At 62.0% G+C, this 26,265-nt stretch carries 26 protein-coding genes and 1 pseudogene; 7 read left to right on the top strand and 20 right to left on the bottom strand.

Annotated elements, in window-relative coordinates; translation table 11 throughout:
• Position 1: 1 nt before the first annotated feature.
• Both MU551_RS10240 and MU551_RS10245 read left to right on the top strand, forming a co-directional pair.
• Positions 2 to 427 carry an SRPBCC family protein gene (locus MU551_RS10240; protein ID WP_247043563.1) on the top strand — a complete coding sequence of 142 codons (426 nt, stop codon included), beginning with the start codon at positions 2 to 4 and terminating at the stop codon, positions 425 to 427.
• A gap of 193 nt (positions 428 to 620) precedes the next feature.
• Entirely contained in the window at positions 621 to 2,030 is a 1,410-nt protein-coding gene (locus MU551_RS10245) for an MFS transporter (protein ID WP_247043565.1), read from the top strand.
• 65 nt (positions 2,031 to 2,095) lie between these two features.
• Here the strand turns inward: MU551_RS10245 and MU551_RS10250 are convergent, their stop codons facing one another.
• Complete coding sequence (locus MU551_RS10250; protein ID WP_247043567.1) at positions 2,096 to 3,025, bottom strand: LysR family transcriptional regulator; 930 nt, start codon at positions 3,023 to 3,025, stop codon at positions 2,096 to 2,098.
• A gap of 147 nt (positions 3,026 to 3,172) precedes the next feature.
• Between MU551_RS10250 and MU551_RS10255 the strand changes: the two genes are divergently transcribed.
• Positions 3,173 to 6,112, top strand: coding sequence for an FAD-binding and (Fe-S)-binding domain-containing protein (locus tag MU551_RS10255; protein ID WP_247043569.1), 2,940 nt, complete (start codon positions 3,173 to 3,175; stop codon positions 6,110 to 6,112).
• Between the two features lie 77 nt (positions 6,113 to 6,189).
• Here MU551_RS10255 and MU551_RS23610 read toward each other — a convergent pair.
• The 5 genes and pseudogenes from MU551_RS23610 to MU551_RS23745 all read right to left on the bottom strand — a co-directional run.
• A pseudogene (locus tag MU551_RS23610) lies at positions 6,190 to 6,411 on the bottom strand (DUF1349 domain-containing protein); the annotation flags it as partial.
• A 93-nt stretch (positions 6,412 to 6,504) separates the two neighbouring features.
• Entirely contained in the window at positions 6,505 to 7,095 is a 591-nt protein-coding gene (locus MU551_RS10260; protein ID WP_247043572.1) for a hypothetical protein, read from the bottom strand.
• Between the two features lie 74 nt (positions 7,096 to 7,169).
• Entirely contained in the window at positions 7,170 to 7,709 is a 540-nt protein-coding gene (locus tag MU551_RS10265; RefSeq protein WP_247043580.1) for a dihydrofolate reductase family protein, read from the bottom strand.
• Positions 7,710 to 7,741: 32 nt separating this feature from the next.
• Entirely contained in the window at positions 7,742 to 8,470 is a 729-nt protein-coding gene (locus tag MU551_RS10270; RefSeq protein ID WP_247043588.1) for a Type 1 glutamine amidotransferase-like domain-containing protein, read from the bottom strand.
• Between the two features lie 107 nt (positions 8,471 to 8,577).
• Positions 8,578 to 8,808, bottom strand: coding sequence for a T6SS immunity protein Tdi1 domain-containing protein (locus MU551_RS23745; protein WP_504871026.1), 231 nt, complete (start codon positions 8,806 to 8,808; stop codon positions 8,578 to 8,580).
• 941 nt (positions 8,809 to 9,749) lie between these two features.
• On the opposite strand from MU551_RS23745, the gene MU551_RS10280 reads away from it, so the two are divergent.
• Together MU551_RS10280 and MU551_RS10285 are read left to right on the top strand one after the other, a co-directional pair.
• On the top strand, positions 9,750 to 10,307 hold the full coding sequence (locus MU551_RS10280) for a DUF2510 domain-containing protein (RefSeq protein WP_247043590.1): 558 nt from the start codon (positions 9,750 to 9,752) through the stop codon (positions 10,305 to 10,307).
• A gap of 336 nt (positions 10,308 to 10,643) precedes the next feature.
• Positions 10,644 to 11,099 (top strand): hypothetical protein, encoded by a 456-nt coding sequence (locus MU551_RS10285; protein WP_247043598.1) that lies wholly within the window; start codon positions 10,644 to 10,646, stop codon positions 11,097 to 11,099.
• Positions 11,100 to 11,308: 209 nt separating this feature from the next.
• Here the strand turns inward: MU551_RS10285 and MU551_RS10290 are convergent, their stop codons facing one another.
• Both MU551_RS10290 and MU551_RS10295 read right to left on the bottom strand, forming a co-directional pair.
• Positions 11,309 to 12,973 carry an amidohydrolase gene (locus tag MU551_RS10290; RefSeq protein WP_247043600.1) on the bottom strand — a complete coding sequence of 555 codons (1,665 nt, stop codon included), beginning with the start codon at positions 12,971 to 12,973 and terminating at the stop codon, positions 11,309 to 11,311.
• Positions 12,963 to 14,420, bottom strand: coding sequence for an APC family permease (locus MU551_RS10295; protein ID WP_247043602.1), 1,458 nt, complete (start codon positions 14,418 to 14,420; stop codon positions 12,963 to 12,965). The genes MU551_RS10290 and MU551_RS10295 overlap by 11 nt, the downstream gene beginning before the upstream one ends.
• A 165-nt stretch (positions 14,421 to 14,585) precedes the next feature.
• On the opposite strand from MU551_RS10295, the gene MU551_RS10300 reads away from it, so the two are divergent.
• On the top strand, positions 14,586 to 15,194 hold the full coding sequence (locus MU551_RS10300) for a TetR/AcrR family transcriptional regulator (RefSeq protein WP_247043605.1): 609 nt from the start codon (positions 14,586 to 14,588) through the stop codon (positions 15,192 to 15,194).
• 4 nt (positions 15,195 to 15,198) lie between these two features.
• On the opposite strand, the gene MU551_RS10305 is transcribed toward MU551_RS10300, so the two are convergent.
• The 8 genes from MU551_RS10305 to MU551_RS10340 are packed head-to-tail and all read right to left on the bottom strand — an operon-like array spanning position 15,199 to position 21,352.
• Entirely contained in the window at positions 15,199 to 16,230 is a 1,032-nt protein-coding gene (locus MU551_RS10305; RefSeq protein WP_247043608.1) for a HoxN/HupN/NixA family nickel/cobalt transporter, read from the bottom strand.
• A complete protein-coding gene (locus tag MU551_RS10310; RefSeq protein WP_247043616.1) occupies positions 16,230 to 17,126 on the bottom strand; it encodes an urease accessory protein UreD in 897 nt (298 codons plus the stop codon). The genes MU551_RS10305 and MU551_RS10310 overlap by 1 nt, the downstream gene beginning before the upstream one ends.
• Positions 17,123 to 17,740 carry an urease accessory protein UreG gene (gene ureG / locus MU551_RS10315; protein WP_247043618.1) on the bottom strand — a complete coding sequence of 206 codons (618 nt, stop codon included), beginning with the start codon at positions 17,738 to 17,740 and terminating at the stop codon, positions 17,123 to 17,125. The genes MU551_RS10310 and ureG overlap by 4 nt, the downstream gene beginning before the upstream one ends.
• A 33-nt stretch (positions 17,741 to 17,773) precedes the next feature.
• Positions 17,774 to 18,451 carry an urease accessory protein UreF gene (locus MU551_RS10320; RefSeq protein WP_247043620.1) on the bottom strand — a complete coding sequence of 226 codons (678 nt, stop codon included), beginning with the start codon at positions 18,449 to 18,451 and terminating at the stop codon, positions 17,774 to 17,776.
• 4 nt (positions 18,452 to 18,455) lie between these two features.
• A complete protein-coding gene (gene ureE / locus MU551_RS10325; protein WP_247043622.1) occupies positions 18,456 to 18,941 on the bottom strand; it encodes an urease accessory protein UreE in 486 nt (161 codons plus the stop codon).
• A gap of 15 nt (positions 18,942 to 18,956) precedes the next feature.
• Positions 18,957 to 20,687, bottom strand: a complete 1,731-nt coding sequence (ureC, locus tag MU551_RS10330; RefSeq protein WP_247043631.1) for an urease subunit alpha — start codon at positions 20,685 to 20,687, stop codon at positions 18,957 to 18,959.
• Positions 20,684 to 21,040, bottom strand: coding sequence for an urease subunit beta (locus MU551_RS10335; RefSeq protein WP_247043637.1), 357 nt, complete (start codon positions 21,038 to 21,040; stop codon positions 20,684 to 20,686). Before MU551_RS10335 ends, ureC begins: the two co-directional genes overlap by 4 nt.
• 9 nt (positions 21,041 to 21,049) lie before the next feature.
• On the bottom strand, positions 21,050 to 21,352 hold the full coding sequence (locus MU551_RS10340; RefSeq protein ID WP_247043639.1) for an urease subunit gamma: 303 nt from the start codon (positions 21,350 to 21,352) through the stop codon (positions 21,050 to 21,052).
• A 110-nt stretch (positions 21,353 to 21,462) separates the two neighbouring features.
• On the opposite strand from MU551_RS10340, the gene MU551_RS10345 reads away from it, so the two are divergent.
• On the top strand, positions 21,463 to 22,818 hold the full coding sequence (locus tag MU551_RS10345; RefSeq protein WP_247043641.1) for an alpha-amylase family glycosyl hydrolase: 1,356 nt from the start codon (positions 21,463 to 21,465) through the stop codon (positions 22,816 to 22,818).
• On the opposite strand, the gene MU551_RS10350 is transcribed toward MU551_RS10345, so the two are convergent.
• From MU551_RS10350 to MU551_RS10365, 4 genes are all read right to left on the bottom strand, one after another.
• Positions 22,815 to 24,077, bottom strand: coding sequence for a glycoside hydrolase family 27 protein (locus tag MU551_RS10350; protein WP_247043644.1), 1,263 nt, complete (start codon positions 24,075 to 24,077; stop codon positions 22,815 to 22,817). The two genes, MU551_RS10345 and MU551_RS10350, sit on opposite strands and share 4 nt — an antisense overlap.
• 64 nt (positions 24,078 to 24,141) lie before the next feature.
• Positions 24,142 to 24,699, bottom strand: a complete 558-nt coding sequence (locus tag MU551_RS10355; RefSeq protein ID WP_247043652.1) for a cysteine hydrolase family protein — start codon at positions 24,697 to 24,699, stop codon at positions 24,142 to 24,144.
• A gap of 12 nt (positions 24,700 to 24,711) precedes the next feature.
• Positions 24,712 to 25,149 carry an SRPBCC family protein gene (locus tag MU551_RS10360; RefSeq protein WP_247043654.1) on the bottom strand — a complete coding sequence of 146 codons (438 nt, stop codon included), beginning with the start codon at positions 25,147 to 25,149 and terminating at the stop codon, positions 24,712 to 24,714.
• Positions 25,150 to 25,172: 23 nt separating this feature from the next.
• Positions 25,173 to 26,177 carry a LacI family DNA-binding transcriptional regulator gene (locus MU551_RS10365; RefSeq protein ID WP_247043656.1) on the bottom strand — a complete coding sequence of 335 codons (1,005 nt, stop codon included), beginning with the start codon at positions 26,175 to 26,177 and terminating at the stop codon, positions 25,173 to 25,175.
• Between the last annotated feature and the right edge of the window lie 88 nt (positions 26,178 to 26,265).

The following is a 26,265-nucleotide window of genomic DNA, read 5'->3' on the forward strand; positions in this document are numbered from 1 at the left end:
CATGAAACTCGTGCTCTCGACTGTTATCAACAGGCCTCCAGATATCGTGTTCGACTTCTTCGCGGTGAACCATGTGCACAACCATCCACGCTGGGATCCTCATATGGAACTGCAGCAGGTTTCAGCTGGACCGATCGGCGTCGGCACACAAATACAGCGCCGCCAGACCCGGATGGGCCCTCCCATCGACGGCACGATGGAGATTGTTGAGTTCGAACCCGACCGGGCCTTCGGCGCCCTGATTGTTGACCAAACGCCCAACGGGCCACTGGAAATCCATTCCCGGGCGACATTGGAGCCCGCCAACGGGAGCGGCACCAAACTGACCTTTCACCTGGAGATTCCTGCCATGGACGCCTCGCCCGACCCCAGCATGATCGAGAACAGCCTCCGCCGGATCAAGGAACTCATCGAAGCCACTGAGTGAGCAAAACCTAAGGAAGTGTTAGGAAATCCCCTTCGACATTGGTCGTGGCCTGGATCACGAATAGTTTGGCTGATGCACCCAACTATCGGGGCCATCAATGTCGAGGAGGAACCATGAGCAAGGACGCCGTGGACAGCACCACAGCACTCACTAACCGGTTGCCAATGAGCGGACCGGCCAGGACGGTCCGTCGATGAGCGTCCAGGAGGCGGCTCCCCAGGGTGAGGCAGCCCAGACCCGCAGGGCAGTCCGCAACATCCTGAAGGGCTCGGCCGGCAACCTCGTTGAGTGGTACGACCTCTACGTCTACACAGTCTTCGCCGCCTACTTCCAGGCGCATTTCTTTAATTCAAAGGATGAGTTGCAGGCCGGCCTGGAAGCGATGGCCGTTTTCTCTACGTCGTTCCTGATGCGCCCCGTCGGCGCCTGGTTCTTCGGTCGCTACGCTGACCGCAACGGGCGCAAGGCCGCACTGACCCTCAGCGTCACCCTGATGTCCGCCGGCTCCTTCGCCATAGCTATTCTGCCGACCCAGGACGTTATCGGCATCTGGGCCATGGTCCTGCTCGTACTCGTGCGTCTGCTGCAGGGCTTCTCTGTCGGCGGCGAATACGGCACGAGCGCCACGTACATGTCCGAGGCGGCAACATCCAGGCGCCGCGGCTTCTTCTCCAGCTTCCAGTACGTAACCCTGATCGGCGGCCAGATGCTCGCCCTGCTGGTCCTGGTGATCCTGCAGAACACCATGGCCAAGGAAGCCCTCACCGAGTGGGGCTGGCGCATCCCGTTCGCAATCGGAGGCGCCGCAGCACTGGTGGTCCTCTGGCTCCGCCGCTCCATGGAAGAAACAGTTTCGGCTGACCAGATCCGCGCTGCACACGTTCCCGTGGCCGGCCAAGCACAGCCGGGCACCATGAAGTTGCTGTTCACCAAGCACTGGAAGCCACTGCTGATTTGCATCGGCGTGACACTGGGCGGCACGGTGGCGTTCTACACGTACACCAACTTCATCCTGAAATTCATGAACGATACGTCAGGCATAGCCAAGACCGACACCTCGGTGATCAACTTCTGGGCGCTGTTCATCTTCATGCTCCTCCAGCCCATCTACGGCATCATTTCAGACAAGGTGGGCCGCAAGCCGCTCCTCCTGTGGTTCGGCATTACTGGCGTCCTCTTCACTTGGCCGCTGCTGTCCACGCTCTCCGGCACCAAGGACCCGTTTACGGCGTTCCTGCTGATGATGGGCGGCTTGCTGATCGTGGGGGGTTACACCTCGATCAACGCGCTCGTGAAGGCGGAATTGTTCCCGGCATCCATCCGTGCCCTTGGTGTGGGGCTCGGCTACGCAATCGCCAACTCCCTTTTCGGCGGTACGGTGCCGTTGATCGGCGCGGCTCTGCAGAAGGTTGGCCAGGTGGATCTTTTCTTCACCTACGTCACCGCTGCCATCTTCATTTCGCTCGTCGTATACATCTTCGCGTTGAAGAACAAGAAGTCCACTCACCTCGACGACGAGCAAGGCAGCGCCTTCGGCACCCGCAGCGGGCCGCGGGACAGCGTGGCCCACGATGACAAGGACGATGCCCTGGTAAAGCTCTAACCTTTCGGTTCAGAAGTACGACGACGGCGGCTCCGGCTTTCGACGACGGGCGGCAGATGAGCCCTTCACGAAAGCCGGCGGTCGCCGTCGTCGTGCTCCAGGCGTTCCGCAAGCCGACTCCGCAGGTAATCGATGAGGGCGGTAACCCGCCGCGGAGTGTGCACGGCGGAAGGGTAAACGGCGTGAATGTCCGCCGCCGGTGTGGGAACGTCCGCAAGGACCTGTTGCAGCAGGCCTTGGCGAAGCATCGGGTTCACATGCCAGGTGGAGCGCATCATCAGCCCCAGTCCTTGGAGGCACCAGCCGGCAACCACTTCACCGTCGTCGCTGACCATATTGCCCTTCACCCGGACGTTGTGTTCCCGGCCGTCGGCCCCAAAGCGCCACACCGCATAATCGCTGTTGTCCTGCCGGAGGACGATGCAATTGTGCTGTTCAAGGTCAGCTGTTGTCCGGGGGGTCCCGTAAGTCTCGAGATATTGCGGGGAAGCGCACACCACCCTGCGGCTTTCTGCGAGGCGTGTGAACTTAAGCCGGGAATCCTCGAGACTGCCGACACGGATCCCGATGTCAAAAGGACTCGCGGCGATGTTGAGCGGAAGTGCGGACAGTTGCAGGTCGACCGAAACACCCGGGTGGTTCCGAACAAACCCACCCAGTAGTGGGGCAATATGGATGCGGCCGAGACCAACTGTGGTGTGCAGGGCAATCCGGCCGCGGAGCTCGCCGTGTTTTGGCGACATGCCTTCCTCAAGATCCGTTTTTTGCTGCAGGATCGCCAGTACGCCGGCCGCATAGTGCTCTCCTTCCGGCGTGAGGGTCAGTTTGCGTGTGCTTCTGCGGACCAGCTGGACGCCGAGCCGCGATTCCAACTGCGTAAGCCGTCTGCTGACCGAGGGCAGAGACATCCCCCAGATTCTCGCCGCTTCAGTCAGGCTTCTCGAACGCGAAATCTGTTCAAAGAACTCGAGGTCATCCACCGTTGCCAAGTCCATGGCCGCACTTCTTTCACTTGATGAAACAATGCCTTACTAATAATGGCAGACTCGGGCGTTTATTAATCCGTAAACTGGTTCGACAGGAAGCACACCGCGAGTAAACCTGCCGCCTGGTCCGCCTCGCCCGATCGAAAGCTGAACCAGATGAACCGTGCCGGAACTGACAGCCTCGTTCGAGACCTGGAGAAGGACGGCGTCGAGGTTGATGCCAGCAGCCGCAGGCTCTCGGAGTACTCCTATGACGCCTCGAACTACAAGGTGCGCCCCACGGCGGTCGCCTTTCCGCGCTCCAGCCAGGATGTCGCTGCGATCATTCGCGCGTGCCGGCACCACGGCATTCCGCTCACCAGCCGCGGCGGCGGAACCAGCATGGCAGGAAACGCTATCGGAAGCGGCGTCGTTATCGACTTCTCCCGCCATATGTCCGGACTCCTGCAGCTGGACCGCGAGGCCCGGACCGTCACGGTCGAACCGGGCATGGTTCTGACCACACTGCAGAAACAGGTGCAGGCCGCCACCGGCGGAGCCCTGACTTTTGCCCCGGATCCGTCAAGTATGGGCAGGGTGACGGTGGCCGGAGCCATCGGTAACGACGCCTGTGGAAATCACTCCGTTCGCTACGGCCGCACCGTTGACCACGTCGTTTCAGTGGACCTGGTGACGGCGTCCGGCCATCTTGTGACTGCCGGACCCGGCGGAGTGCGTGCCATTGACCAGGCCGACGAGGACGCCGTCGCCGAAGCGGCACGCATCGATGCCGGCCTGAAGCAACTGGCGGATGCGAACCTGGGGCTCCTCCGCACAGAATTCGGGCGCATCGCCCGGCAGGTCTCCGGTTACCAGCTGGCAAACCTGCTTCCTGAGAACGGCTTTGATGCCGCCAAGGCCCTCGCAGGAAGCGAGGGTACCTGTGCTGTCATCGTCTCCGCCACTGTAAAGCTGGTGGATGTGCCAGCCGCGGCGCTGCTTGTCTGCCTTGGATACCGCGACGTCGTCGCGGCGGCCACCGACGTGATGGAGATCCTGCGGTTCAACCCCGCGGCCGTCGAAGGCATCGACGAAGCCATTGTGCAGACCATGCGTGAGCGGCGCGGTCCGGACTCCGTCGGTGCTTTGCCTGATGGCACGGCTTATCTGTACGTTGACCTGGATGGCAGCGATCCCGCGGAGGTCCGGGCCAAGGCCGACGATCTGCTGAAGACGCTGAAGCAGCGTGGCAACGTGGTTGACGGCGTTGTGGTCTCTGATCCCGTGGACAGGGCCAACCTCTGGCGTGTCCGGGAAGACGGAGCCGGGTTGTCGTCGCGGCTCGCCGGCGGAGTCCAGTCCTGGGCAGGATGGGAGGACGCCGCCGTCGCGCCGGAAAACCTGGCCGCCTATCTGGCCGACTTCACCCGGCTTCTTGACGAGCATCAGCTCCGGGGCGTGATGTATGGCCACTTCGGCGCCGGCTGCACACACGTCCGGATCACCTTTGACCCCCGGACCGAGTCCGGGAGAGCGGTCATGGATAAATTCCTCCGGGCGGCTGCTGATCTGGTCACCCGCCACGGCGGATCCCTGTCCGGCGAACACGGCGACGGCCGGGCCCGCTCTGCGCTTCTGCCCATCATGTACAGCCCTGCCGCTCTGCAGGCGTTCGCCCGGTACAAGGCGGTCTGGGACCCGGAGGGAATCCTCAATCCCGGCATCATCACTGACCCGGCTCCAGTAATGTCCGACCTTGCATTGGCGGCAGCACCTGCCCGCGGTTTCCGGACGTCATTTGCCCTGGAACCGGCAAATGCAGGCCGGGAGGGGTTCACGGACGCCGTCCAGACCTGCATCGGCGTGGGACGATGCAGGACCACATCCGGTGCCGGGGTGATGTGCCCCAGCTATCGCGCCACGAGGGACGAAAAGGACTCCACCCGGGCCCGGGCACGGGTACTCCAGGACATGATCAGCGGATCGGCCAGCGCTAAGGAAGGCTGGAAATCAGAAGACGTGCGGGAATCCCTGGACCTGTGCCTCTCCTGCAAGGCCTGCTCCACCGATTGTCCGGCAGGCGTGGACATGGCCACGTACAAATCCGAGTTCTTCGATCATTACTACGAAGGCCGTCTGCGGCCTATTGCCCACTACACCCTGGGCTGGTTGCCCACCTGGCTGAAAATAACCAGCAGGATCGCTCCGCTGGTTAACGCGGCACTTGCCTCACCGCTGCGGCCGCTCATTGCACGGATTTCCGGCATCACCACCCACCGCAGGATGCCGGACTTCGCCTCCCGGGCGCAACTGCTGAAGGAGATCGGAAACGAACCAGCCCGCGGTGCCGAAAAGGCTCCAGCCGATACCGTCTTGTTCATCGACAGCTTCACCCGCGGCTTCCGCCCCTCGGTGGCCGGTGCGGCCAAGCGAGTCCTCGAAGACGCCCAGCGCACCGTGGAATGCAGCGCGGACGTGTGCTGCGGCCTCACCTGGATTTCGACAGGACAGCTGGACACAGCCCGCAAGTTGCTCACCCGGACAGCTGAGGCACTCGACGACGGAACCGACAGGCCCATCGTTGTCATCGAACCCAGTTGCGCGGCCGCCCTCCGCAAGGACCTGCCGGAACTGGTTCACACAGAAGCGGCACAGCGCGTCGCCAACCGAATTCAGAGCTTCGCCACGGCTGTCATAGAGCAGACCAAAACAGGCTGGCAACCGGCGTCGGTCCCGGCTGCCGTGACCGTCCAGACCCACTGCCATGAGTACGCCGTCTTCGGCTCCGGAACCCAGGCGAACGCATTGGCTGCTCTGGGCATCACCACCGTCAACCAAGCCACCGGTTGCTGCGGCGTGGCGGGAAACTTTGGCTTTGAGGCGCAGCATTACGACGTCAGCATGGCAGTCGCCGAGCAGTCACTCGCCCCGGCTCTGCGGGAAACACCGGATGGAACGCCCATCCTGACCGACGGATTCAGCTGCCACATGCAGGTGCGGCAAGTCCTTGATAACCACTCAAACGGTGCGTCCAGCCATCTGGCCGAACTCATCGATCCAAGGAACCAGGCAACCGCGCTTCCGGAGTTGGCTAAGAGCCGTCCCTTACCTGAGTGAGGGTCCGGGTGTCGAAGGCGATGTGGCTGAATGTCGCCGTCGTGCCTTCTCCTGAAGGGGACTGCGCTCGTTGTCCCGCTCGGATCCAGCTCCGCGCAGATCTTGAACCAGTTCAACGGGTCGAGGTAGCCAATCAGCACTCCGGAGTCGAAGTCACTCACAAACACGGGGCTCACGAACGCGCTGAGCCGGAAGTCGCCCCTTATCGGCGAGACAAACCTTTCGGCATCAGATGTTCCTGCGGATCCGGCCGGGTCAAGGAACATGTCTGCCCCCGCATCGGCTGTCAGAGTGAGCATCTGGCCCTGAAGCACCGGGGCAACCTCTGATTGCGGCCCTTCACCGATCAAAGGGAACGGCAGGGAATCGATTTCCAGTTTTGCGGGGATTCTTCACAGGACGTCCGTCATGTCCTCGAAGACCAGGTAGTCGCCATGGGCAGGCTGGAAGCCGAAACTTTCCCAGTAACGTCGAAGCGCCATTTTGGCCAGTTCGTGCGCTGCTGATCCTTCCGCGGGGGCGTTTTTAGCGAGTACCGGTACCGCCTCCAGAATGACCTTGGAAGCCGAGCGGCCGACTGTACAGAGGATGGCCTTGAGGATGGTGTGGCCGAGTTTGTTGCCACGGAACTTCGAGGAGATCCGCAGCGAGGACAGCACCAGCAGGTCACCGCCCAAAGCCATCTCCTCGATGAGGTCAGGACGGTTTATCGTCAGCATTTCCCCGACGTTCGCCACTTCTTGGCTTACAGCATCCAAGGTCAGGAACAGGTCAATGATGCCCGCGTCTGGAACCGTGTATAAGTGCGCTTCACCTACTGACACTTCCTTGCCTTTATCGTCATTGTCGTCTTCCCACATCATTGCCTTGACCTTGACGGTCCAGAACATCGGGTAGTCTTCCGGGTCATGGCGCGCGCCGGGGGCTCCGCGGAACTGGCAGTGGTAGTCGAAGGTCAAGTATTCAGGAACAAGGTCGGCCATGAGGATTCTCCAGCTGTCAGCATGCTCGGCACCCTTGTGCCCATAGTGCTCAGCCTAACCATGATCGCCTTGGCTCAGTCGGTTAGCGGCTTCAGCCTGTAGTTAAGCAACACAATTCCGGAGGGGAAAGGACGGCATTCCAGCAGCTCAAGCGTCGTCCATCGGCTAATCCTCCGAAAGAACGGCACTCCGCCGCCAAGGACCACCGGCACTATTGAGACGCCGAGCTCATCCAGCAACCCCGCCTCAACGAACTCAGAGACCAGCTCGCCACCGCCGAAGAGACAGATGTCTTTATCCTCCGGGATGGAGGATTTGATCCGGGCAACCAATTCGGCCAGATCCCCTGAGAACAGCCGGGTGTTTCCCTTCGTGGGCAAGGTGTCATCGTGGGTGACAACATAGGTTGGAACACCGGAACCCATTCCGCCCATTCCGGCAACCTCACGATAGGTATTGGCGCCCATAACGTAGGCACCGGTCCTGATGGCGGTCGCCTCAAAGCCGTAGTCCTCATCCTGGGACATTGCATCGTTCAGCCATGACAAGTCGCCACTCTCGGAGCGGATGTATCCATCCAGGCTGGCTGCCATCCCGCCAAAAACGGTGCCCATGAACGCGACGCTAGCCACACCCGGCGGCCTGGTCAAGATGCTGCCATGGACACCGTTGTCTTCCCGCCACTCTTGGTGATGGTCCAGCAGTTGCCGGACCCAATGACTTTCGTTTTCCCCTGATCTGCGGAATCCACCACCAGTGCTGTGTCTTCATCGATTGCCATTACCGAATCCACCACGCCGTGATGAACGGCTGCAACAGCCCGGCCCAAGCTGCCGCCTTGGGCCGCATGAACATCCACAGCAAAGGGAACCAGCCCCAGGCCAGGATGAAAGGTCAGCTCTTCCAAGCCCTCTGACCATTCTTCAGGGCAGACTTCAGTACCGCGGATTCTGTATCCGCCGGTCAACGCAGAGTCCGGGGCAATCATTGCTCCAGCAGAAAATCCCAGATACGGCACGCCAGACCCCACAGCTAGACGGATTTCGTTGGCTGCACCCGTAAGGCCGTCCAAGTACGCTGGCGTTGGGCCTCCGCCCACAACGATTGCATCCACAGCGGCAAACAGAGCGGGGTCCACGGATCTATCGGACCGGATGTAAATCTCGGCAATGACGCAGTCGATTCGGCTTCTTACCGGATCTGCATAAAAAGGTAGAAAGTGGGCGCCGCTTCCTTCCTGATCGAACAGGACCACGGCCACTCGGGGCACTCGATTGAGCGCTTCTGCCCTCTGGCTTATTTCGCTCGTAAAGAGCGCGTGCACAGCGGCGCCACGCGTTGTATCAGGGCCGCCTCCCACCAAGAAAATACTCACACCTGCCAACGTACCGGCGTTTTGGCTCCGATGCCCTGAAAGAGGTCCCGCCTACAGGCCTGACTTCCCCTGGACGTCGTGTGTGCTGCGGTGATCGGATCCCGGACTCAGCCAACTGCTGTGGTTGCGGGGTTACCGTTCGGGGACCGGCTCCGCATTGTCGGCCGCTCCACAGTCCTATCAGCGAAGACGGCCAGGGAGCTCACAACGAAGTCGCTGACTTCGATATTACCGACGTCGGTTGCACCTCCCAACACGGGCGGAATGCGGAAGCTGTAGATCTCACCCTTGCCTGGTAGCAGACCCGCACTCTCAGCTTGGCTGGCCAAAGTGAGCACTCGTCCTGACCAGAATGAGAATTCAGTTCGGCATTCAGCTCATCCTGGTTCGACCATTGATGACGCAGTTCTCCTGCAAGCACATCAAGGAACCAGAACCCGTTGTCTGCCTGGAGAAAAACGTCGCCAAAGGGTGATGTGAAGAGGGGACTCTTGCCAGCGATGTCAAGAAACGACCACGACTCGAGAGCAGCAGGGTAATGAGCAGATGGGAATCGACGTATGGGCTCCATATAGCGACATTAGCGGAAGTATGGCGCGCTCCGACCGAAGCCATTTACAAACAAGCTGTGCTGCCCTTTTGACTCCGTGCATCGTCGTAGACAAGCAGGACCGGGCACGGCGGAGCTCTGCGACGTCGGGCGCGGGCCCAACAGCCGGCCGCGAAGCGGACGCCCGTTTACCTGGTGCGAGCCTGCGAGTACCAGGTCATCCTTGAGTGGCGACACGGCCGACTGTGGTGAGGGTGTCGTATGGTGACCCCGTGTGGATTGTTGGGGAGATCGTTGAGGCCGTGGTTCAGGTCGTCGTAGAGATCGTGCTCGACTGGTTCTCCGATCGCCGCGAGAAGACGGAACAGGACGAGGCCCCACAAGAATTGAGACTCGATGACTGTGCCCTGTCACGCTCCCGCCGGGCTGCCCACCGCCGGCGCTCGCCCATGGTTCCGTGTCTGACAGAGGTGACGTGCCGGCTGTGGTCAGGCGGTCATATGGATCCTGCCGTCCATCTGGGTGCGGGAAAAGCCCGAAGGTTTTGCTTTTGCCGTGCCCTTGTGGGCGGTAGGCTGCAATATCTTGGCCCGGGAGCAGTCAATGTCCAGGGAGTGGTACCGCTTGGTTGGCGTCAGGAATGCTTCCGTCCGCGGTTGAGTTCATGTACCCGGGATCGGCCGGGTTGTTTGTGTCACAGAGACTGCGACACACGTTTCGAGGAGAATCATGAGTCTGTCACCTACCAGCCCTACGACCGCGCCCGGCTGGTTCCCTGACCCTGCCGGCGGCGCCAGGCTTCAAAGGTGGGACGGCGCTGCATGGTCGGGCTACTTTGCGGATATGCCGGTGGAGGGTAAGCGGTCACGGCCCCTGCTGGAACCCAAGACTCCGTTGTTCACACCTTTCTTCGGCGCCATTCTGTGGCTGCCGGTTGCTCTGATCATCATTGACCTGGTCCTGAAATCAATCCACGCATACGAGATCAGCGTTGACGGGACCCCTGTACCGGACCCGGAACTGGTCTTCACTCTTGGAGATGTGGTCTCCATCGTGTCCACCATGCTGCTTTGCGCGGCGTGTGTAGTGCTGGCTTATCTGGACTGGCGCAGGCTTCGCCGTCTCGGGGTTGTGCGGCCTTTTCACTGGGCTTGGGCATTTCTGAGTACCATCTACGTGATCGGCCGGACCGTGGTTGCCCGCAAAGTCGTGCCACTGACTTCCGTCGCGCCGATCTGGATCTTCATTGCACTCTCTGTAATCAGCAACGCCATCAGCCGTTTCTGAGTTTCTGAGCCATCTCCAGGTGAGGCGGGCGGTCGCTCAGAATCCGCAGGATAGCCGCAAACGGCCCGGGAAATCTACCGTCAGATCACCAATCCCCAGCCGGCCCCAGAGGGTGGCAAGAGGAAGGCAGGCACCAGTGGTGCCGGCCTTCCGGGTTTTCCCTCAGCAAAAGACATCTCACGGTACTAAGGCGTCAAGTGGCAGTAGCGCCACCGGTAACACCGCCGTCGCGGAAGGCCGCCGGAGCGTACAGACGGTCGGCAAGCCAGACCAGATCTAACTTCATGCAAAGCCCCTAGGGCTTACGCTTGGCCGCGTTCATGCCATCATGAGCTTGTGATCAGCCAGCTGCGTTTTCGTGCCGAGACCATTCAGAATGGTGCAGGTTCGCTTATACCCGAGGTCAATGGAACGTCTCTAATCACCCTTATCGGCTCCTACGAATCCGCACGCGGCTACGACCCCGCTGGTGGATATGCCGGACTTGTCCCCGAACACTTCAATTTCGGTGACCTCTCGCGCTATTACCTAGGGTCAGAAGCCAACCAATGGCCAAGGTTAGGCGAGGCATGGCTGCTGGGATGCGATTGCGGAGAAGTCGGCTGCTGGCCCCTGGCCGCCCGGATCACCGTCGACGGCACTACCGTAACTTGGTCCACGTTCCAACAGCCTCATCGGCCAGACTGGGACTACTCTGCCTTCGGACCCTTCGAATTTGACCGTCGACAATATGAGAAGGCTGTCCGCATCGGGATGGCGCGCATTAAGGATGCCACCAAGCCGTTTGCCTGATCCCTCTTGTCGTGATTTGACGACTATAGGAGCATCGTCTTAGACAAACAGGGCCAGGCACCGCGGAGCTCTGCGACGTGGGGACTGGACCCAACAGCCGGCCGCGAAGCCGACGCCCGAAGGTGTGCGAGCCCTGCGAGCATGCTCTTCCACAGGTGCCCGCTGGGTCAGCCCAAGTCTGGCAGCGGCAATGGCCCTTGGAGGGGCGTTTACCTCGCAGACCCCACCGCCAGGTGCTGCACCCGGCCGTCCACAAACGTGGCCGCAACCCCGGAAGAGGCCAGCTCATCGGGGGCGACAAGAAGTGGATCGGCTTCAAACACCGTGAAATCCGCGCGCTTTCCCACCGTGACCGAACCTGACACTGCCCACTCCCCTGCCGCCCGCGCAGCGTGGGACGTGTAGCCTTCGAGGGCCTGCAAGGCCGTGAGTGCCTGGCCCGGCAGGATCGGCTGTTCGTCGAGGTGGCCGGCCCGCCGCCGCAATTGCGCGTCGGCCAGAATGGGCAGGGGCTCGAACGGGGCGATCGGCCAGTCTGAGCCGAGGGCAAGCGTGGCTCCGGCAGCGCGGACATCTCCACACCTCCAAGCGTGGTTGGCCCGCGCCGCCCCGAGTCTCGTGGACCAGTTATCCGTCTGGTCAGCGCGGGAATAGTGCGTACAGTGCGTGGGCTGCATGCTGGCCACCAGGCCTGAACGGGAAAACCTGCCTACCAGGGCATCCGGGACGGTTTCGAGATGCTCAATTCGATGCACGGCCTTGGGGATACCGGATGGCAGTGACTCAAAGGCGTCCAGGACTGCTGCGACCCCGGCGTCACCGATGGCGTGGGTGGCGGTAGGAATGCCCCGGGAGGCAAAGAAGCGGACCGCCTGAGCATATTCCGCCGGCCGGGGCCAGAACGGCAGAACTGACTCCCCGTACACGTCAGGTTCGAACAGCCATGCAGTGCCGTTGTCCACCGTGCCGTCAACGAACAGCTTTATGCCGGAAACCTCCCAGCGCCGTCCCGCCAAGGTTCCGACCTGCTCAGCGAGGGCGCGCCAATCCGTCTCGCTGCTGCCGGGCATGCACCACGGCGAGATTCGCAGGCGGAGCGGAAGGCCGACGTCGGACCCCTCCCGACCGGCGTTGCCGTCGTTTTCGAGTGCCCGGTACAGCTCCAGAGACCCCTCCCCGCAATCCATCACATGCCCGCCCGTCAGTCCTGATCGGGAAAAATGCGTGAAGAGTTCTTCCAACCGCGCTTTCCTGGAGGCGAAGGACTCGGCGGGCATCACCCGGGCAACCAGCTCGACAGCTGCCGACTCAAGCAGCAGCCCGGTAGGTCGCCCGGCAGCATCGCAGACTACCTCGGAGGCCTGGTCAAACGTACGGGGTCCGGTGATTCCCGCCATTTCGAGGGCACGGGAGTTTGCAAGTGCCGAATGCCCATCGAACAGCCGGACAAGGCACGGCCGTCCGGAGACGACGTTGTCAATCAGCTCGCGGTGGCATTGGGCCGAGCCGAATAGATTGGGATCCAGACCCCAGCCCCTCACCCACTCGCCCGGAGGTGTTGCTGCCGCTTCCTCCCGCAACATCGCCCGCACCTGCCCGAGGTCCGTAGCCCCTGACAGGTCGCGGCCACGCGTCAGTTCCAGCCCCAGGACAGGATGGATGTGGCAGTCCACCAGACCGGGTGTCAGGACGGCAGAGCCAAAGTCGATGACCTCTGGAGCCTGCCAGCTTTCAGCGTCTGCACGGGTTCCGACGGCGGCAATGACGCCGTCCTTAACAGCCACGGCCTGCAGCAAGGTTCCGGCAGGGCTGCCGGTGGAGCTTCCCTCCATGGTGTGGATGGTGCCGGCGAGGATGATCAGGTCAGGATTCATGGGTTTCGAAGCTTCCAATCTGCGCGAAGGTTCCGGGACGGTGGCGGCGTACCCAACGGGCTGTGAGGAGTCCGGCAAGAAGGACCACCGGCATCACCAGGATGAGAATGGTGTTGGTCAGGCTGTCAGCGAATGTAAGCAGCTCGATGTTCAGGCCGATAAGCAGCACCACACCGAAAAGGAGAATTGCCGACACCAGGCTGATCGGGACCAGGAGTTTGGAAGTCACGGCGTCGGGATTCCGGCGGAGATAAAGGAAGGCCGCGACGGAAACCAGGCCTTGGAGCCCGACGATTCCGAAGATCCCAGGGGTGTTCACCCAGATCAGCAGTTGCTGATAAGGGTCGGCGTTCAGGAGCGCGCAGATGCTGATTACCAGCGCGGCCAGGATGGTCTGCAACTGTCCCGCCCGGTGCGGGGACTGGAACCTGGGGTGGGTGCGGGCGAGGAAGGCAGGCAGCACGCCGTCACGCGCCAGCATATAGACGTATCGGTTGATTGCGTTGTGGAAGGCCAGCTGGGAGGCGTAGACGCTGGTGACGATCAGGACGTACATCACCGCTTCCGCCCAAGGCCCCACGTAGTGGTTGATGGTCTGGAAGAACAACCCGCCGGCCAGTTCCCCTGCTGCTTCCACAACGCGGCCTTCGCCATGGGCCTGCACAACAGTCCAGACAATGAAGGCGTAGAACACAGACATAAAGCCAACAGCAATGTACGTGGCCCGCGGAACCGATTTGTCAGGATTCCGGGCCTCTGAACGGTACAGCACCGTGGACTCGAAGCCCATGAAAGCTGCGAAGCAGATGCCCAGGATGGCCAGGATGCCCGGGCTGAACATCTGGTCCGGGCTGAATGATCCCAGGCCGATGCCGTCCGCCCCGCCGCTGCTGAGAATGCCGACGCCCATGATCGCGAGGATTCCGGTTTCTGCGACGAGAAGCACGCCCAGCACCTTCGCGCCGACGTCTATCCCCCGGTAGCCGAGGAACCATACGGCGGCAACGGCGGCTAACGCAATGGCCGGCCAAGGCACCTCCAGCCCGAAGAGGACTTTGAACATGTCGTGGGTCTGGACGGCGAAAAGCCCGTAGATGCCGATCTGGAGGCAGTTGTAGGAGACGATCGCCAGGATGGCAGAGGCCAGGCCCATTGTCTTCCCCATGGCCAGGGAAATGTAGGTGTAGAAGCCTCCGGAGGCTTTGACGTGGCGGGTCATGGCCATAAAGGCGACGGCGAAGAGCGTGAGCACGAGGCCCGCGAAGAGATAACCCGCGGGAGCGCCGACGCCGCCGACGCCGATGGCCAAGGGAGCGACGCCCGCCATTACGGTCAGCGGCGCTGCTGCCGAGATGACGAGGAACGCGATGCCGCCCGTACCGAGGGCATTGCGCTTAAGTGCGCCGTCCGCGGACGACGTCGGTGGTCTGGTTTGGGTATCCGGCACTGGTCCGTCCTTTCTTGGGAGCCCTACTAAACGAAAGGCTTTCGTTTAGTATGAATGCGTGTGGCGTAGAGCACAATAGCTTGGCTCAAATTCGCCATTTGCTGCGGGACGCTTCCGGCCCACTAGGCTGGGTTTGATATTCGAAAGCTGCAGTCAGGAGAACAAATGGGGCGTCCGCTCCTCCCCCTCATATCCGTGGAGGCCCTCACCTCTGCAGCCCTGGAGCTGGTAGATGAGAGCGGGGATTTCAGCTTCCCGAAGCTGGCCAAGCGGATAGGCGTCAGCCAGTCCTCCATCTACAACCATGTCAGCGGCAGGGACGAAATCCTGGAGCTTTTGCGCCAGAGGATCATCACCGAGTCGCCATACGCGCCTGTGGACCACAGCGATTGGGAAACCGCCCTGCGGGTCCTGATCCGCGCCTACCGGGACGCGTTCGTGCGCCACCCACGGCTGGCGCCGCTCCTGGTCCTTCAAACGATCACTGATCCGGACGTCATCGGCCTCTACGAGGACCTGGCCATTGCCCTGGAAAGTGCCGGCTTCAGTGGCCGGGATGTGGTGGCGGGTATTTCCACCATCGACAGCTTCGCGCTGGGTGCGGCCTTGGACCTTGCGGCTCCGGAGGTTGTTTGGGATCCGCCGTCCGAAGGGTACCCAACCCTTAAGCGCGCAGTCGGCAACGCCGGACCGCCGGAGGAACGCGGCGGCCACGCCTTCGAGTTCGGCCTGGACGTGATCATCGGCGGGCTCAAGGCGAAGCGCCAGGTGTGACGCCTTAGGGTTTTCGAGCGCGCGCTTGCAGCGCAACCACGGCCCACACCCCCAGCAACGCGGCAATCAGCAGCAGGCCTGCGTCGCCAAGATCCACTGACCCCAGCCATCTGCTCAACGGATCTTCCCATCCGAAGGCGGCACTGAAGAAACCGGCCAACGTTATCACTGCGATGAAAAGGGCCGAGGCAGCAGAGATCCCGGTGATCACTGCATTGAAGCCCAGCTTGTGCAGAGGACGGTGGAGCGCGGAGCGGTACATGCGCATCATGGCCACTCCGTTGAGGGTGTCGCAGAAGGTCATCGCTGCCGTGAATGCCAGTGGCAGCGCCAGCAGGGCCAGAGGCTGAACTCCGGCGACGGAGGCTGAAACGGCCATCATCAGCAGTGCAATGGTGGTGGCGGTGTCGAAGCCCAATCCGAACAGGAAGCCGATCACATAGATATTGCGCGGCCGCTTCACGCGAGAGAGCGGTTTGGCCAGCAACCGCGCCACCAGTCCTTTGGCCTCGAGCTCCTGGGCCGTAACTTGCAATCCGGAACGTGCCTTCATGTAGGAACGCGCTGCCGCCAGGAATGCCGAGCCGTTGAACAATCCCATGAACAGCAGGAACAGCCCCGAAACTCCGCTGCCTATGAGCCCGAGCACCACATTCCCGGCACTACCGCCGGTCATGAACTGGCCCATCACCGACGCACCTCCTACCAGAAATACCCCTGCGAGCATCACGACGGAACTGTGGCCCAGGCTGAAAGCGAAGCCGACACTGACCGGATCCTGGTTTTGCGCCACAAACTTACGGGTGGAGTTGTCGATGGCCGCCAGATGGTCCCAGTCGTAGCTGTGCTTGATGCCAGCAAGGTACGCAGTGATCGCCAGGCCAACCGCCAGCGGTTCGGCGCTGCCCAGCAGGAGGAGCACGACGGCGACAGCATGGAGAGCTGCTACCGCACCCAACGTGAAGGCGAGCCGCGTGCGCAGCGGCAACTGCCCGCTCTCGCGGTACACCTGCCGGGCATCTGCAGCTGAGATCATCAGTATTTCCTGAGGTCCAGAGGAGGCTGGCCGTACCAGCGTCTCCGCAGCAGGGTTGTGCACGCCTGCAGCAGGCGCCGGAGTTCTTCGGTGCTGTTGGACAACGAGCGCAACACCAGCCCGGTTGTTCCGGCGACGGTGGCCGTCAGCGAAACGCCGGTATACGCCTCGTGGGCCCTGGTCAGCCCGTGGAGTTCGTCCGCGAGCGCCTGGTCCACTCTCCGGTCCACCACCAGCAGCGAACCCACGTGGCTATAGCCCTCCATAAACCCCATTCCGGTCACGTCATCGGCTGAGGGCACGATCAGGAGGTTGTCCAGCGCCAGCAACTGCGGAGCTTCCCCTGGATCTAAGCTGATCTCGGTCCGCAAACGCACCTCCTCGTAGCGGAACGCCGCCCCGTCAGGGGACCAACCTGGAGTGACCACCTCGGCCATGATGAGGCTGGATGTCGGCCGGACGGTGATGTGGGTGTTCTGGCGGTAGCTGGCCTCGCGGTAGGCGATCAACTGGTCAGGGGCCAGCTCAAGCTGCGCCTCATCCCCCAGCACCAACCGCATCCGCTGCTCAGCAAAGGACCCGGGTGTCCGGTAGATTTTCGTGGCGGACTGCGTGGTCAGAAGCAGCCTGGCCCCACTCTCCACCTCCACCTCAATGACGTAAAGATCGGCCCCAAGATAAGCCCCGCCGGGATTCACAAGAACAAAACAAACCTGCCCGCTCTCATCCAGGTAATGCGGCCGCAAAACCCTTAAAGCGCCTTCGTGAAACTGCCGGGAGGCAATGGACCGTCCGTCGCGTTCGGTGATGAGCAGTTCAAGACGGCCTCTCTCGGGCCGATCAGCCGCCGGAGGTGAGAGAGCAGCCGGACCCGGCCCAACCGCCGTCGTGCTCATGACGCCAGATCAAGCATCAGGACATCGCGCCGGATCCAGGCGATCACGGCGTCGAGCCCTTCGTCCGTTTTGAGGTTGGTGAAGCAGAACGGTTTGGTGCCGCGGAACTCGCGGGAGTCCCGTTCCATGACTGTCAGGTCTGCGCCGACGTGGGGTGCGAGGTCCGTCTTGTTGATGATGAACAGATCGGACTTGATCATGCCCTGCCCGGCTTTACGCGGGATTTTCTCCCCCTGGGCAACATCGATGATGTAGATGGAGAAGTCCACCAGCTCCGGGCTGAAGGTGGCAGAGAGGTTGTCACCGCCGGATTCCACGAAGATCACCTGCAGGTCCGGATGCCTCGCCTTGAGCTCCTCGATGGCGGCCGTATTCATAGACGTATCTTCGCGGATGGCGGTGTGCGGGCAGCCGCCGGTTTCGACGCCGATGATCCGGTCCAGCGGAAGGATGCCGTTTGCCGCGAGGATCTTGGCATCCTCGATCGTGTAGATGTCGTTGGTGATGGCCGCCATGGATATCTCGGCACTCATGTGGCGGGTCAGCCGCTCAACGAGCTGGGTCTTTCCGGCGCCTACGGGGCCGCCGATACCGATCTTGATAGGTTCTGACATCGCTTCTCCTGACAGTCCAGCCGTGCAATTCAACTAGCTCATAAACATTCGGGCGCGCTGCCGCTCGTGCCGCATCTGCGAAATTTCCAGCCCAGGACTCACTGCCCCAAAGTCGTCCAGCGTCAGGTTTCCCACCCGTTCCACGGCGGCAGCAACGCCGTCGGCCGCAACGCGCAGCAGCCGCTGCCCGGCGTTCTGCCCCAACGGAATGGCCCGGACGGCGTTCTGGGTCAGCGAGGTGACCGCGGCAAAGAGGTACGCGGCGAGCGCCTCATTCAACGGGACCCCCAAGGAATGGGCGACGACGGCGAATGCCAGAGGCTGATGGCCGGAAGCACGGCCGCTGGTCACCAGCCCGCGGTACTCCTCGAGCGCCGGCGAGGGAAACACGTCCGTGCCAATCTCGAGCAGCCGCCCTCCCATTTTCACGCTGGCCTCGCGCAGCTGCCGCGGCAAAAGCTGGGCGGTCAGCAACGAGTCAAGCTCCGCGACAGGATGGTCTTCATAAAGGAAGCGGATGCCCAAGCCGTCCGAGAAGGTGAGCTGCTGCCGTGCAAAAGCAGTAAGCCACACCCCAAAGCTGGCCTCGTCCCGCACCAACCCGCGCTCTATGTAGGTTTCAAAGCCCAACGAATGAGCAAACGCTCCCGTAGGCAGCGCGGAGTCAGTCAACTGCTGCAATGCAAGCTGATAGCCGGGAGTAGCTTCCATGCAATCAGTGCGAGTGTTCAGCGTGGCGGAAAGGCACGGGCATCACCCGGTCCTGGCGGGCATAGGGAACTCCGACGTGTTTGAGGTAGTCCTCAACCGTGTGATCAAACTGGCACACCATGACCTCGGCACCGTACTCCGAGCCGGAGTCGAAGAACTGGGCCTGCAGGTGCCGGTTACCCAGGGAATGGGCCACCACCCCCATTTCGGAAATAGTCCGGGGTGCGATGACCAGGACGTCCGTAGGCAGAACGGACACCACAATCATGTTGGATTCGGCCACATGAAGGATGTCGCCGTCCCGCAGGTCACCGGAACCCGCCGGCAGCCGAATCCCCAACTCCTTGCCGTGGTCTGTCCTGACCCTCTGGATGCGCTTGACCAGCTCGGTGCTGGGCAGCACCACCTTTTCCTGATGCAGGCCGGCATAGGCTTCGGCCGCACTGGCAGGCAGTTCATTCACGTTGCCGAGCACTTTCTCGATGATCACGTCAGCTCCAGGGGTTTAGAAGAGGAAATAGCGCTGCGCCATGGGCAGCACGTCAGAGGGTTCGCAGGTAACGTTCTCGCCATCCACGGTCACCTGGTAGGTCTCCGGGTCCACCTCGATTACCGGAGTCGCGTCGTTGTACTTCAGGTCGGCCTTGGTGAGGTTCCTGATCCCGGATACGGGGCGGATCACCTTCTGGAGGCCGAGCTCTCCGGGGACGCCGGCGTCAATTGCGGCCTGAGACAGGAAGGTGATGGAGGACTGCTGGAGCGCTTTACCGAAGGTGGCGAACATGGGCCGGATGGTCCGGGGTTGCGGCGTGGGGATGGACGCATTGGCATCCCCCATCAGGGCGTAGGCAATCTGCCCGCCCTTGAGCACCAGTTCCGGTTTGACGCCGAAAAATGCCGGATCCCACAGGACCAGGTCAGCGAATTTGCCTTCCTCCACGGACCCGATCGAGTCCGCCATGCCGTGCGCGATAGCGGGATTGACCGTGTATTTGGCCACGTACCGCTTCAGCCGGAAGTTGTCGCTGTCAACGGAACCGTGGACACCGCCGTCGGGATCCTCCAAAACTCCGCGCTGTTTCTTCATTTTGTCCGCCACCTGCCACGTTCGGGTGATCACCTCGCCCACCCGTCCCATAGCCTGCGAATCCGAGGAGGTGATGGCGAAGATGCCAAGGTCCTGCAGCACGTCCTCCGCGGCGATGGTCTCTGCGCGGATACGTGAATCAGCAAAGGCCACGTCCTCGGGAATGTCCGGGTTCAGGTGGTGGCAGACCATCAGCATGTCCAAATGTTCTTCGATGGTGTTGCGCGTGTACGGCAGGGTGGGGTTGGTGGAGGCGGGCAGCACATTCGGGAGGCCCGCGATCTTGATAATGTCCGGCGCGTGCCCTCCCCCGGCGCCTTCCGTGTGGAACGTATGGATGACGCGGCCGTCGATGGCCCTGATGGTGTCCTCCACGAAGCCGCACTCGTTGAGCGTGTCAGTGTGGATGGCCACCTGGACGTCGTACTCGTCGGCGACTTTCAGGGATGTATCGATCGAGGAGGTGGTGGATCCCCAGTCCTCGTGGACCTTGAGCCCGATTGCGCCGGCCCGGATCTGTTCGGCGAGGGGCTCGACGGCGGACGCGTGTCCCTTTCCGAGAAGGCCGATGTTGATGGGCAGGCCCTCAGCGGCCTGGAGCATCCGCTGGATATGCCATTTTCCGGGGGTCACAGTGGTGGCCTTGGTACCTTCGGCCGGGCCGGTTCCGCCGCCCAGCATGGTGGTCACGCCGCTGCAGAGGGCGGTGGGCACCTGTTCGGGGGAAATGAAGTGGATGTGGGAATCAACGCCGCCGGCCGTGAGGATTTTCCGTTCCCCGGCGATGATCTCGGTGCTCGCTCCGATGACGATGTCCACGCCGTCCGTGATCTGGGGGTTTCCGGCTTTGCCGATTTTGAAGATGTGGCCGTCCCGGAGGGCAATGTCCGCCTTGTAGATGCCTGTGTAGTCCAGCACGATCGCGTTGGTGATGACGGTGTCCGGCACCTCCTCTTCGCGGGTAACCTGGCCGTTTTGGCCCATTCCGTCCCGGATCACCTTGCCACCGCCGAACACCACTTCCTCTCCGTAGACAGTGAGGTCTTTTTCGATCTCCAGGAACAGTTCGGTGTCTGCGAGCCGGATGGCGTCGCCGGTCGTCGGCCCGTAAAGGTCCGAGTATTGCTTGCGGGACAGTTCGAAACTCACGCTGCTCCCCTCCCAACAGTGGCTTGCGCGGCGGCGGGCATGCCGGCGTCGAGCGTTCCGTTTACAGCGTTACTAAGCCCGAAAACCTCGCGGTGCCCGGTAAGTTCTATCAGCCGGACAGTCCGGCGGTCGCCTGGTTCGAACCGTGCGGCCGTTCCGGCGGGAATGTCCAGGCGCCGTCCGTGGGCCGCCTGGCGATCGAACTCGAGGGCACGGTTCGCCTCGGCAAAATGGTAGTGGGAGCCTACCTGGACGGGGCGGTCGCCGGTGTTCAGTACGACGACGTCGATCGCGTCCCGTCCGGCGTTCACCACCACCGGTTCAGGCCGGAGGACGTATTCTCCTGGGATCATCTGTAGCCCCTAGCGGATGGGATCGTGGACGGTGACCAGTTTGGTGCCGTCAGGGAAGGTGGCTTCGATCTGCACGTCGTGGATCATCTCCGGGATGCCTTCCATGACGTCCTCGCGGGTCAGCAGCGTGGTTCCGTAACTCATCAGCTCCGCCACTGTCCGGCCATCCCGGGCGCCCTCGATCAACTCGTAGCTGATGATCGCCACTGCTTCCGGGAAATTGAGTTTGAGCCCTCGGGCCTGCCGCCGCCGCGCAAGGTCAGCCGCCACCACGATCATGAGCTTTTCCTGCTCACGGGGTAAAAGATGCATCCGATATCCCTTCAGCTTGTGACCAGAGTAAGCCCGCCAGGTTTCGGAAAGATTTCGACTCACTGGCAGAATGGCCCGGGTACGTTCCCTCCAGCAAAAGGAGCCCCGCCTTGGCCGAACCGGATTGGGTGCAGCATGCTGTGTGGTGGCAGGTCTACCCGCTTGGATTTGTGGGCGCTGAGCAAAATGCCCTGCCCGCAGGAGCGCCCCTTGCTCATCGGCTCCCCCAGCTCATCTCATGGCTGGACTACGCAGTGGAACTGGGCGCTTCGGGCATCGCATTGGGCCCGGTCTTCGCCTCGGAGACCCATGGCTATGACACAACTGACTACTTCCGCGTGGACCCCCGCCTGGGCGACGACGCCGACTTTGACGAGCTGATCCGCGAAGCGCACTCCCGCGGGCTCCGCGTGCTTTTGGACGGAGTCTTCAACCACACCGGCCGGAGTTTCCCGCCCTTCCAGGAAACGTTGTCGCAGGGCCCGTCCGGCGCCAAAGCATCCTGGTTCCGCTTCGACTGGCCTGTCTCCGGCTGGACTCCCGGGACGGAGCCTGAGTACGCGGATTTTGAGGGACACCACCACCTCGTCGCCTTGAACCACGCCGAACCGGAAGTTGCCGGATTCGTCGCCGGTGTCATGAAGCACTGGCTTGCACGAGGAGTTGACGGTTGGCGGCTGGATGCTGCATACGCTGTGCCGACGTCGTTCTGGTCCAGCGTGCTGGCCGAAGTGCGGGCAGAGTTTCCCGACGCCTATTTCGTCGGTGAATACATCCACGGCGACTACGCGGCGGCGGTCAGCGATGAAGGCCTGGATTCCGCAACCCAGTACGAACTCTGGAAAGCGGTCTGGAGCTCGCTCAACGACCGCAACTTTTATGAGCTCGCGGCTGCCTTGGAACGGCACAACACGTTCCTGGCTGGTTTCGTGCCGCTGACGTTCATCGGAAACCATGACGTCACCCGCATCGCCAGCAAGCTTCAGGATCCTGCGCTGCTGCCCCTCGCGCTGGTGGTCCTGCTGACGGTGGGAGGCACACCAACGATCTACTACGGGGACGAACAGGCCTTTCGCGGCGTCAAGGAGGACAGGGCCGGGGGCGACGACGACGTGCGGCCTGCCTTCCCTGCCTCGCCTGCCGATCTCAGCCCTCAGGGATGGACCACCTACCGGCTTTATCAGGAACTGATAGGAGTACGACGGCGGCATGCCTGGCTCCACTCGGCCCGCACCTCTGTCTTGTCCTTGACCAACGAGCAGTTCATCTTCGTGGCCGAAAGTGATGGCGACGCACTGGTGGTGGCTTTGAACCTCGCCGACGAACCGGCAGACGTCGATGTAACAGAGTTACGGGAACGCGAAGTCCTGTTGGCTCACACCTCGCTCCTTGCTGGAACCGGAAGCTTCGATGCTCAGTCCGGAGGAGTGAAGCTGCCGGCACAAGGGTGGGCGATCCTCAGCTAGGTTGCCCGTGGCGTGAAGCGGTAGAGACACACTCCGTGCGGGGCAATCTCGAAGCTCAGCGCCTCCCCGGTCCCGTCCAGTTTCTCCTGGGTCCATGACTCGAGCGCAGCCCAGTGATCCCATTCAGCAGTCTCGCCAAGGCCGAGATCCCTTAGCAGGATGTCCCGGCGGAGCACCTCAGTCCCGGTGTTGAAGACAGCACCAAACCGGTCCGCCGACGTCGTGCTTTCAGCTGCCCAGACCACCAGGTCCCCCTCCCGGAGGAGTTCACGGTTTCCGGCGCTGGCCTTCAGGACATCAAGCGCATCCGGGTTGGTCAGCAGACCGAGCGTTTCCGGCGGTGAGCTTGGCAGGTCGCAGCCCAGCATCAGGGGTGAGCGGGACATGCACCAGAGGGTCATCATGGTGCGCTGTTCGTCCAGGCTGAGCCTGGTGACCCTTTCGGGGCCACGTTCCGCACGCAGGGCGATCCGGCCTACCGGCAGCATGTCGGCGTCGGCCCATGCTCCCGATCTCTGGTGCGGCGCCCAACGTGCCATACGCGCGAACTGCGCCTCGACGTCGTCCCAGTTGTCCCAGAGATCATCGGAGACGCGCCACATCTGCGAGTTTTCACGGAGGTGCTCCAGGTGCGCAAGGGAGAGGGCCCGGCCCGGCGAAAGGCTGAGGATCATCTCCCGGCCTGAATTCCGGATGGCCTGCTGGTAGGACTGGATCTCCCCTGCCAGGTAGGGACCCACCATGTCGTCGGCCTTGATGAAGTCCACACCCCAGGCGGCGAAGAGCGCCAGCTGGGAATCGTAGTAGGCCTGCGCACCGGGATGGTTGAGGTTCAGGCCGTAGTTGTCGGTGTTCCAGTCGCAGACCGAATCGAGGTCTGCCACCTGGTCTGCGGTGTAGCCCGTACCGGCTACGGGAAGCTTGTCCCGGACCGCCTGCCGGGGGATGCCCCGCATAATGTGGAGGCCGAACTTGAGGCCAAGGGCATGGATTTTCGCGGCGAGCGGAGCGAATCCCCTGCCATCCTCCGCCGAGGGGAACCGGTTCAGTGCAGGCATTTGCCGGCCGACTTCGTCCAGGACCAGGGCCGCGCCATCGTTGTAGCCGCCGGCTTTTGCTGCCGGCTCGTACCACTGGATATCGACGACGACAGTATCCCAGCCGTAGGGGGCCAGATGGGCGGCCATGTACTCGGCGTTGGCCAGGACCTCCGCCTCGGTGACCGTGGTCCCGTAGCAATCCCAGCTGTTCCAGCCCATGGGCGGTGTATGCGCTAACAACATTCCTACAACGTTATAGACCCCTGCCTTCCAAGGGAAGACCCTAAAGGCGTTTCCTCAGCAGTTCCTTGACCTGGGGTGGAGTCAGCACCGCTTGTCGGTAGCCTTTGGAAAGGATGGATAAAACCGCGGCTGCTGCCTCCTGGTCCTCGGAACCGATGGCTTCACGTGCATAAGCCACCCGGATGTTGTCTGCGAAGGCGTCCGCTGCCGTCTGGGCGATGCAGTTGTGTGTGGAGACACCGCCGAGAATGATCTGGTCAACACCCCAGTTCCGCAGGCGGAGCAATAGATCCGTGCCCATAAAGGCACTGTCCCTGGTCTTGGCCAGGCAGGGCAGGCCTTCAGTCCGCAGCCCCGGCAGGAAATCGGCCTGCTTTGTGCCCCTGAAAATGAAGCCCTGGTCGTCATCGAGCATGCTCAGGGTCCAGGTTGACTTGTCCCGCTCATGCTCAGTCTTCACCAACAAAACCTTGCCGCCTGCTTCTTCAACGACGTCGATGAGATCGTTGCAGGCAGCCACCAATTCATCCTGCTGGGCGGCCAGGTCCGGATTCTCGAAGAAAGCATTCTGCATATCGATGATGAGGGCCGCGATCATGGTCCGCTCCTTTCAGCGGGACTCGAGCAGTTCTTTAAGCTTCCGCAGATCCTTCCGCATCGCCCTGCGCATCATGGGAGCCATAACGGCACCGGCAAGCTTTGAAAATCCGGCGGGGCTGCCGGTGTTGCGCAGGACCATTCTGGTGGAGGCCTGCCCCTCGGGGGTCCAAGCGTAGGTGGTCTGCATCGGGAACGGGCCCTGGGCTGTGCGCATCACAAGGCGCTGGCCCGGCGACAGCTCAATGATTTCGTATACGTAATCCAACGTCCGGCCAAGGAACCGGGCACTGAACGCAAGCTTCGAGCCGACGGTCATGGGTGGTTGCGTATGCCACTGGACACTTTTGATGTTGGAGTACCACTCCGGGGCGTTGTCCGGGTTTCCGGCATACGCCGCAACATGGTCCGGGGGCCTGTTGATGACGGTCTCCACGTGAACATCCACCATTGCCCTCGTCCTTCCTCGCAGCCCTAGGGAGCTGAGTCGCGGATCCTAAGCTCGAAGCCCGCTTCGAGCTGCATTCCGTTGGCTGTTGCCCCGTTCCCTTCAATCCGGTCTATCAACAACCCTACGGAGCGCTCTGCGATTTCGTCCATGCCCGGGGCCACTGTGGTGAGGGAGGGAGACGCAAAACGGGCCTCGTCAATATCATCAAAGCCAGCGACGGCTACTTCGTCCGGAACTTTGACCCCCCGCATAAGAAGTTCATGCATCGCGCCCAGCGCCACTGTGTCGTTGAGCCCGAATACGGCATCAAACTGCACTCCGCTGTCCAGCAGCTGGCGGATGGCGGTAGCCCCCCCGTCCCTCCGCCAGTCGCACATCACAGCGAGATCGGGATCGAAATCCAGCCCGGCAGCCGTCAGGGCCTGGCGATAGCCCAGCATACGCAAACCGGAGCTGCCGGTGGTGTCCTCCGGAACAGCGCCGAGGACGGCCACGCGGCGGCGTCCGGATGCCAGGAGGTGGGAGGTGATGGCGTGTGCCGCTTCAGTATTCTTCATAGTGACAAGGTCAAAGCGGGGGTCGGCAATGTGCTCACCCAGCAGCACCAGAGGTTTGTCGCCTTGGGCCACCGCGACGTCGTCAGGCCCCAATGCCAGTGGTGTGAACAGAAGTCCATCGGTCAGTTGGCGGAACTGGCCCTGCAGCGCGGCTAATTCGTTCTCCCTGGTTGCCGCGGACTGCTCCACGAGCACCCGGTATCCCCTGTCTGAGGCTACTTTCATGAGGCGGGAGGCCAACTCGGCGTAGTACGGGGCGGAGAGATCACTAAGCACAAGGCCAAGCATTCGCGTCTTACCGGAGCGGAGGCTGCGTGCTGTGAGGTTGGCTTCGTAGCCCAGCGCGGCGATTGCGTCCAGCACCTTCTGCTTGGTGGCAGGCCGGATGAACTCGTAGTCATTGAGCACATTGGACACCGTTTTGAGGGAGACGCCGGCTGTTCGCGCGACGTCGTTCATGGTGACAGCCATACCAGGGTCCTTTGTCCGGCAACTCTTGCAGTTACATCGTTGCAGAAATATCGCGCCAGAGCTCCCGGAGGGAAGATGTTCACGCGAG

This window comes from Arthrobacter rhizosphaerae (genome assembly GCF_023062595.1).
Taxonomy (GTDB): Bacteria; Actinomycetota; Actinomycetes; order Actinomycetales; family Micrococcaceae; genus Arthrobacter; species Arthrobacter rhizosphaerae.